Source organism: Sphingobacterium sp. UBA3549 (assembly GCF_002376635.1).
GTDB lineage: Bacteria > Bacteroidota > Bacteroidia > Sphingobacteriales > Sphingobacteriaceae > Sphingobacterium.
Map to the genome: position 1 here is coordinate 1 of NZ_DFOE01000019.1, position 6,688 is coordinate 6,688.

8 protein-coding genes are annotated in these 6,688 nt (G+C 34.7%); 2 read left to right on the forward strand and 6 right to left on the reverse strand.

What is annotated here, in order from left to right; translation table 11 throughout:
- Positions 1-204: 204 nt before the first annotated feature.
- Positions 205-1,350 carry a hypothetical protein gene (locus B2W36_RS10945; RefSeq protein WP_293887752.1) on the reverse strand — a complete coding sequence of 382 codons (1,146 nt, stop codon included), beginning with the start codon at positions 1,348-1,350 and terminating at the stop codon, positions 205-207.
- Complete coding sequence (locus tag B2W36_RS10950) at positions 1,347-1,904, reverse strand: hypothetical protein (RefSeq protein ID WP_293887753.1); 558 nt, start codon at positions 1,902-1,904, stop codon at positions 1,347-1,349. Before B2W36_RS10950 ends, B2W36_RS10945 begins: the two co-directional genes overlap by 4 nt.
- Before the next feature lie 558 nt (positions 1,905-2,462).
- On the opposite strand from B2W36_RS10950, the gene B2W36_RS10955 reads away from it, so the two are divergent.
- Entirely contained in the window at positions 2,463-2,849 is a 387-nt protein-coding gene (locus B2W36_RS10955) for a hypothetical protein (RefSeq protein ID WP_293887754.1), read from the forward strand.
- A gap of 7 nt (positions 2,850-2,856) precedes the next feature.
- On the opposite strand, the gene B2W36_RS10960 is transcribed toward B2W36_RS10955, so the two are convergent.
- The 4 genes from B2W36_RS10960 to B2W36_RS10970 all read right to left on the reverse strand — a co-directional run bounded on the left by B2W36_RS10960 (position 2,857) and on the right by B2W36_RS10970 (position 5,133).
- On the reverse strand, positions 2,857-3,333 hold the full coding sequence (locus tag B2W36_RS10960; RefSeq protein WP_293887755.1) for a DinB family protein: 477 nt from the start codon (positions 3,331-3,333) through the stop codon (positions 2,857-2,859).
- A 111-nt stretch (positions 3,334-3,444) separates the two neighbouring features.
- Positions 3,445-3,942, reverse strand: coding sequence for a hypothetical protein (locus tag B2W36_RS10965; protein WP_293887756.1), 498 nt, complete (start codon positions 3,940-3,942; stop codon positions 3,445-3,447).
- A gap of 245 nt (positions 3,943-4,187) precedes the next feature.
- Complete coding sequence (locus B2W36_RS22655) at positions 4,188-4,406, reverse strand: colicin immunity domain-containing protein (protein WP_409530117.1); 219 nt, start codon at positions 4,404-4,406, stop codon at positions 4,188-4,190.
- Between the two features lie 319 nt (positions 4,407-4,725).
- Positions 4,726-5,133, reverse strand: coding sequence for a hypothetical protein (locus B2W36_RS10970; RefSeq protein ID WP_293887757.1), 408 nt, complete (start codon positions 5,131-5,133; stop codon positions 4,726-4,728).
- Between the two features lie 554 nt (positions 5,134-5,687).
- On the opposite strand from B2W36_RS10970, the gene B2W36_RS10975 reads away from it, so the two are divergent.
- Positions 5,688-6,503 (forward strand): KilA-N domain-containing protein, encoded by an 816-nt coding sequence (locus tag B2W36_RS10975; RefSeq protein ID WP_293887758.1) that lies wholly within the window; start codon positions 5,688-5,690, stop codon positions 6,501-6,503.
- The last annotated feature ends 185 nt before the right edge of the window (positions 6,504-6,688 follow it).

Here is a 6,688-nt window from a genome sequence, read left to right on the forward strand (position 1 = left end):
ACAGTTTACTTTACACCCTCCAGAAGACAACGCGTAACACCCGAAACTAAACCGAAACATCCAGATTTGAAACCGCACAAGCACAAACCTGGGGATTCGAAGTAAAAGAATAATGGATTCAACTGCTTTGAAGCTGAATCCATTACTTCTAGACCGCAATATTTATAGATCTTCGAAAGAGCACAATAGTGTAAATTCCTTTGACTACGGCATAAGAGGTTCTATTCCAAAGTAAAATCTATAATTTCTTGTTTCTATACTACAGCCATTGGTGATCACACAATGTAGAACAAGCCAACCACCTGATCCTTTAGAACTGACTTGCACATAATTCCCATCTGCAGTCCAAGATACGATCGGACTCCCAGCTGATTTAGAAACTAAAGACCAAGAATAACTCGTTTGACCTGCCGATTCATAATTATAAAGGTTCATACTGCCCTCGTATTTCATGTTGCCAGTCCCTTGCAGCACTTTAAATGTTTCGTAATCATAAGCTTCTAAATGATCTAAGTTTTCAAATCCTATTACCGTACTGCCCCCTATCATTATGTTTTTATCATATATTCTTCCATCTACAGTCGATCTCAATTTGACAGTACCATTTGCTGCACCAATCCGAGTTACTTTCCACTGATTGTTGCCCAATGCCGTAAGTGTCGCAACGTTAATCGCATTTTCAAGCGTTACTGTACCTGGGTTGACAATAGTATAAATATCTTCGGCACATGTCTGCGCTGGGCCTGTAATAATAGAAGTAAAATATACATCTATTTTAGACATTTCACCCCATTCGGAACAATTCGATGCTTTTCCTGCTACCATGATCGACCTCAGCTGCGTATCATTTATACTTAAATTGATTGATGGTGCTGTTGTGATAGTTTGAATCCCGGTATTTGTTGTCCACAAAAATGAAGTGGTAGGAAAATTCGCGTTTACAATATTAGCTGTGTAAGTTTTGGTTCCTGTAAAATTACCCGGGATTTCCTTATCGCCACTGATATTGTATCGAGATGCTGTCTTGACTTTAACATCCAAATCTTTATAGGTGGATCCACCTGGCGTCCCACCGATTCCAAAAGTTTCGTACTGAACACGAAGCCTCCATTTACCCTCATCGGTTATATTTCTATTCCATCTAACAACTACCGTATTTGTATTTTGGCTTAAAATCGTCCCGTCCACCGCAGACCATAAAAAATAGTTATTAAATGAAGCTCCACTGAATGAATATTGGTAGTTAACTTCTGGACAAGGATTCGCTTCGCCTGATATAATTTGCCCCATTAGCTTATTTGAACAAAGGACAAATAAGAATAATACTATAAGATTTATTTTAGTTTTCATTTTTCAATTAATTTAGGTGACCACTCTTCAAATTCTCCATCTTTTACATCTTTTGAAAAGATTTTATGCATATAAATCTTCCCATACTCTCTCAATGTAATCTCTTGACTACTATAAGATCTTTTACCGGATTCTGCATCCAAAATCACAGCAATTAAATACTTTCCGGGACGATAATCTTGCAGTTGAATTCCTGAGCTTTTAGTGATATTCTCGGTTTTCACTTCGGTATTTGTTTTCGTATCCAGTGCTATCCCTTCAAGTGCCTTATCCACATCTTTTATGACAAGTGTCTTATCATCACTCGGCCACATAATAATTGTCGCATCAACCGGCGATACATAAAATTTTTGCCAGGGATTATATTTAATTGCACTGGTCCGAACGTGAACAACAGACATTTTCTCGGGAATCCCCATAAATGGATTTTGAGGTTGTTGATATAAACTATCTAAACCAATGCTTTCTTCCGGAATAAAGGGCTCATTTTCCCTTTTTGAACAACCTGATAAGATTGAAATTAAAATTGGAAGTAATAAAAATTTACTTTTCATGTTATTTATAATTAATGATTAAACGCTTTTAACTTATCACCAAAACAAAATATGTTAGTGATCAAATGACATTCTATCTTTTAATAAATTCCTTTCTAATGCCAGAATTTCGCTTATGGACAGGTTACATTTATCTGTCAAGCTTTTTTAATTAAATTGTGTTTTGCCATATTTCTTTTCCTTTTGAGTATATAGCAAAAGTAGGCGGACCTAAACCGGCATCTGAGGAAAAGAAGTGTTATGTAAGCGGTATCTGGGAGATACCGAAAAGTCGGGGGTTGTCCATCATAATACTATAAGGGAAACAGCGAAATTTGCAGAATACTCCTAATAAGATCTGCCCCAAATAATTTGGTATGATGAACTATTACAGTTATATTAGTATAGCCGGTTAAATAAATAGCATTTAGCCAAGCGTCCTAATTTAATTGGGGCGCTTTATTGTTTTTTAGCCCCTGTATAAATTCAATACAATACATGTCTAAGCCTGTTAGCCGATCATTTTTGGATTTTTGAAGAAAAGGGCAGTCTTATCGGATTAAATAGAACTGAATCGATATGGATCATTTAGAATCGATACCGTTATGGACATTAGTAGCTAACGTCAAACAGAAAATTAGTTATGGTCAAGGGAAACTGCAAACTCGCTATGGCACGAAACAGTTTAGCCCCGGTACCAAAGTGTATATTATCGATTGGTATGCTGGGATGTGCCAAGATATTACCGTAATCGGCTTGTCCAGAGATACGAAAAAATTAATTACCATTGTTATACGGGCCGAATGGATCGAAAACCTACGCGTCAAGTTATGCTACAACCCTAAAGTCTGCTCAAAAATAAAGGCCTACTTTGATAAGGAGGAAACTGGAATGCAATCGTATACAGAGAAATTTGTAAATAATATGTTTATCGGTATACCTCAATGGAATGAACCCCGGCCTTAGCACTGGTTTATTCTTTCACCTGAGATACCCATTTCGGAGCACGATCAATAGTCTGTCTAAGGTATAAATTCAATTGTGCAACATGATGCTGAATATGCCGCATATTATACAATAGAATCTCAAGGCAAGAAAAGTTTTTAGATTCGTTGATCCAACGTGCATTCATTCTGTTCGGTGTAAACTCTCTTATATGCTTTCTAGCTTTCTGTCTACAGTGCTCCAAATAAGCAATAATTTCTGATCTGGTATATGTCCGGTCAGGTTTTTTGCCCGTCGGATCAAATTCTGAAAATGTAAACGGTTTTGGTGGCTCAAATTTATTGGGTTCTACAGATAAATAATAATCTGTCCAAAAGAGACAGTGGAAAGACAGATACCAAAAACCTAATGCGCTGTCCCAATGTTCATCGGGACACATATGGATCGCATTTTCAAGCATGTCTAAACTAGCGCCAAACTGGCTCCAAAGTGCGTCTTTTATCATAATTGAATCTTCATATTTTAATATTTCTCCTCAACTATTATCTTCACTTATGTATGTTCCTAAATTGATTTAATTGTTTGTTCGTATTGCCGCCCTACTCAAAACAGATAACTATATTTTTGGGATTGATACTTGCTTAAGCATCTCCGATGCTTGGCTATAAAGAGATATATTTTCCTGTCGAATTTCAAAATCTTGTGCGATGCACTCAAACATATTGTCGTGGAAAGTTAATATATAGTGCTTATACGTTTTCCATCTTTCTTCATTATAATACGAGTGGACCTTTTCTATTTCCTGTTGAGACTTAATAAAATCGGAGTTCCTAAGTTCGTAGAAAGAACTTGATTCCATACCAAGCTTACCATAAGGATGACCATGTAATGTCTCATTTCCCGGCATGCCAAAAGTATATTTTATACACATTTTAAACTTTAATGCGATAATTCCTTGTTCGTAATTTATGTTACTTTCAGTCGGCTGAAGTGCATACATATTTGAATTTTGTGCATAAAATGCAATAAACAACTCATTATCATTTGACAAAATTGTTGGCGATGGCGCCCCGTAATCTATTTCAAATAGATCTTTTATTTCAATTAATTCCATTTCCCAAAATATATTCTGGAGGTATAGGGGTCAGATAACCACATTCCGCCCACGGTATTCCACCTAGATTTTCTCGATTTATCAGCTATTACTATATAAAATTAGTATTATAAAAAATTATATCCATGTTTTGACAAAGAATAACTATCAAATCTAAATATATGGCAAAGAGTTTATTTCACTTACTGATACCATAACGAATTAAATTACTGAATCATTGGCCGAGCCCGCTTATTTCTAGTTATTTACAATAGTATTTGTTCAAGTAAGATAAGATGAGCTGACAACCGTTTTCTAAGTTCTGATTCGTTAATATTAAATTGATCCCTTAAGTCATATAATTCGTCGGGAACATATTCATCTACATCCAAGAACAACGTATCCAAAATTCGGTAGGCCTTATAATTATATGACCTTTTATGAAATTGACGAGGACCTGGACTATTTGAAATATAACAATTCAACCCTATTTAATAACGGACTTACCCTTGAAAATTCAAAAGAATTCATCTTAGAGGAAATGAAAATCTTCGTCGAAATGGAAAGCTTAAATATCCCCCGCGAACAACGTGAAAAATGCTATTGCGAGACTTGTAAAAACCTTACTAGCCCAATAATGAAAAATAAATTTCAGCTTAAAAAGCCATTTAAATATACAGCTTTGGCATGTGAAATATGTGGTTCAGATAAGCTTAAATACAGCAGCAATCATGATGTTAAAAGGAGAATAATAGAACAGTCGAAAAAAAAATAAGGTTGCGAATCCTTTTGGACTGGAAGGTGCTATTCATCCGCTACTTTTTTATAACAATTTTGATTTGGGATATCAGCAGAAAAATGACCAACACAAAATTCTATCCTACCGCTATTTACACCTATATATCCAATTCCATTACTTATTGTATCATTTAAAAGTTCAGGAAACTTTACTAAATCTCTATCCAAATTAAAAAAATAAGGTGGTTCAAAGACTATTAAATCGTGATCTACTTTCCACTTTCCTTTAGTTTTCAACACCAGCTTTTTATTCCTATCATACACCCTGCGATAATATATATTATTAGTCCCTAGCTGAATAGTATCATAGGTGTTTGTATAGTTATCAGGGCTGTAAGTTCCTATCATTTCCCCACTATAGTAACTACAAGAGACTAGTACGATAATGAAATAAAGAAAAATTGCTGCTTTCATATTTAATGATTTACCAATGAGGTCATAAATATAAACCTGATAAATGAATTTAGCAAATTGCATTATGGAAAAGAAAACATTTTGACATCACCTGTTAAATCATTCGCGCCATTTTATGAAAGTATACTTCTTAGTTCCATTTCTATTCTAAATTCAATCTTTGGAAATTTCTTAGTCTAAAAAGATGAGCCTGGCGATAACTGTCTTTCATATACAGATTTAAAATAATTATGACAGAATTATTGCCGTGGGGAAATCTTAGTTTCATCAATAATAAGATGTAGTTATGCCGAGCTAACAAGCTCAAATCAGGAAATGATAAAACATGTAGTATAAGAATCTCGCGTTATTAAAAAAATAAATAATACTGGAGCCCATGCCCATCATAATATGAGAATTGATATGGATCATTTAGAATCGATACCCTATAAACATTGGCCCATGTATTACTATTTTTTTTAGTATATTTACTCGCTTAAAATAAAATCTGTAATAGCCAATTATTCCGTCTATTTTTTTCAAACTGACGAAGAATAACTATCAAATCTAAATGTATGGCAAAGAATAAAAAGATTAATGTACAGGGAAAGGAAATAACAATCATCCTCGACAATGGAAAAGAGTTTATTTCACTTACTGATATGCTAAAAGCTAAAGATGGAGACTTTTTCATTTCTGACTGGCTTCGAAACAGAAACACAGTTGAATATCTGGGTATTTGGGAAAGCATTTATAACCCTCTTTTTAATTATGGCGAATTCGCCATAATTAAAAGTCAAGCCGGACTTAACAGTTATAAAATCAGTGTTAAAGATTGGGTTAAGAAGACAAATGCTATCGGCTTAAAAGCGACCGCAGGAAGATATGGGGGGACATATGCGCATCCTGATATAGCTTTTGAATTCGGCATGTGGATTAGCCCACATTTTAAAATTTACTTAATCAAAGAATTTCAGCGTCTAAAAGATGAAGAAAATGATCGTTTGAAATTGAACTGGGATTTACAAAGGACACTAGCCAAAGTAAATTATCACATCCATACTGATGCAATAAAGGAAAACCTCATTCCAGCAGAAATTACCAAGCAGCAAGCGAATTTCGTTTATGCGAGCGAAGCCGATATATTGAATGTCGCACTATTTGGTATGACAGCCAAACAATGGAGAGATATTAATCCTAACAAAAAGGGCAATATTCGAGACTACACAATTATAGAACAGTTGGTCGTGCTAAGCAACATGGAAAGTATAAACGCGTTATTAATTCAACAAGGAGTACCACAAAATGAACGGCTTATGCAACTGAATAAAGTAGCAGTAACACAAATGAAGTCGCTCGTAGAAAATAAATCCGTTAAAAAATTGAAATAGAATTCACGTATTTTTAGAGAAAGGTTCTACAATTATTAAAACTTGTCCATACTTTAAAAAAAATAGCTTCATCCCCAAATAAAGCAAACATATCTGTCGCAATTCTGAGAATTCATTTAAACAAGTTTTTCAATCCAAAGAAATCCCCTATCTAGCTGTCCATTGGAGGGTGTAAAGTAAACTGT

What these genes read in the sequence shown, in the direction of transcription:
- B2W36_RS10945 (WP_293887752.1), bottom strand. Translation starts at nt 1,350, where the DNA reads ATGAAAACTAAAATAAATCTTATAGTATTATTCTTATTTGTCCTTTGT.
- B2W36_RS10950 (WP_293887753.1), bottom strand. Translation starts at nt 1,904, where the DNA reads ATGAAAAGTAAATTTTTATTACTTCCAATTTTAATTTCAATCTTATCA.
- B2W36_RS10955 (WP_293887754.1), top strand. Translation starts at nt 2,463, where the DNA reads ATGGATCATTTAGAATCGATACCGTTATGGACATTAGTAGCTAACGTC.
- B2W36_RS10960 (WP_293887755.1), bottom strand. Translation starts at nt 3,333, where the DNA reads ATGATAAAAGACGCACTTTGGAGCCAGTTTGGCGCTAGTTTAGACATG.
- B2W36_RS10965 (WP_293887756.1), bottom strand. Translation starts at nt 3,942, where the DNA reads ATGGAATTAATTGAAATAAAAGATCTATTTGAAATAGATTACGGGGCG.
- B2W36_RS10970 (WP_293887757.1), bottom strand. Translation starts at nt 5,133, where the DNA reads ATGAAAGCAGCAATTTTTCTTTATTTCATTATCGTACTAGTCTCTTGT.
- B2W36_RS10975 (WP_293887758.1), top strand. Translation starts at nt 5,688, where the DNA reads ATGGCAAAGAATAAAAAGATTAATGTACAGGGAAAGGAAATAACAATC.